The 846-nt window shown below is 61.1% G+C and carries 1 pseudogene; it reads left to right on the forward strand.

Annotation, left to right across the window (positions count from 1 at the left end):
• Positions 1-846: pseudogene (locus AEA42_RS22645) on the forward strand (hypothetical protein); the annotation flags it as partial.

Consider the following 846-nt stretch of genomic DNA (forward strand, 5'->3'; position numbering starts at 1 on the left):
ATGGGGCGCTGCAGTTTGCTGACGGCACTCCGGCGACAGGCTACAGCTACAACGCCACCACCGGCGTTATCAGCTGGACGGAAACCGCCCCGGGTGAAGGTGGCAGCATCACGGTCACCGCGACCCAAACCGATGCAGCCAACAACACCTCAGGCCCAGGCTCTGACACTGCAACCGTGGCGGATGAAACCGCCCCGAATGCCCCGACCGTATTGATCGTCGATGACGGCAATCCAGGTGATGGCTCACTCACGCAAGCCGAAATCAACGGTGATGGCGTACAGCTCCAAGTCACCATCAACCATGCCGACTTTGCTGAAGGCGGTCACGTGAACCTGACTATCGTCAATGGCACCGCGACCACCGATGTGGAACTGAAGCTGGTGAATGGGGCGCTGCAGTTTGCTGACGGCACTCCGGCGACAGGCTACAGCTACAACGCCACCACCGGCGTTATCAGCTGGACGGAAACCGCCCCGGGTGAAGGTGGCAGCATCACGGTCACCGCGACCCAGACCGATGCAGCCAACAACACCTCAGGCCCAGGCTCTGACACTGCAACCGTGGCGGATGAAACCGCCCCGAATGCCCCGACCGTATTGATCGTCGATGACGGTAACCCAGGTGATGGCCTGCTGACGCAAGCCGAAATCAGCGGCAATGGCGCAGGTGTACAGTTAACCGTGAGCATCAATGCTGCGGACTTCAGTGCCGGCGGCCACGTGAACCTGACTATCGTCAATGGCACCGCGACCACCGATGTGGAACTGAAGCTGGTGAATGGGGCGCTGCAGTTTGCTGACGGCACTCCGGCGACAGGCTACAGCTACAACGCCACCACCGGCG

This window comes from Shewanella sp. Sh95 (genome assembly GCF_001308045.1).
GTDB lineage: Bacteria > Pseudomonadota > Gammaproteobacteria > Enterobacterales > Shewanellaceae > Shewanella > Shewanella xiamenensis.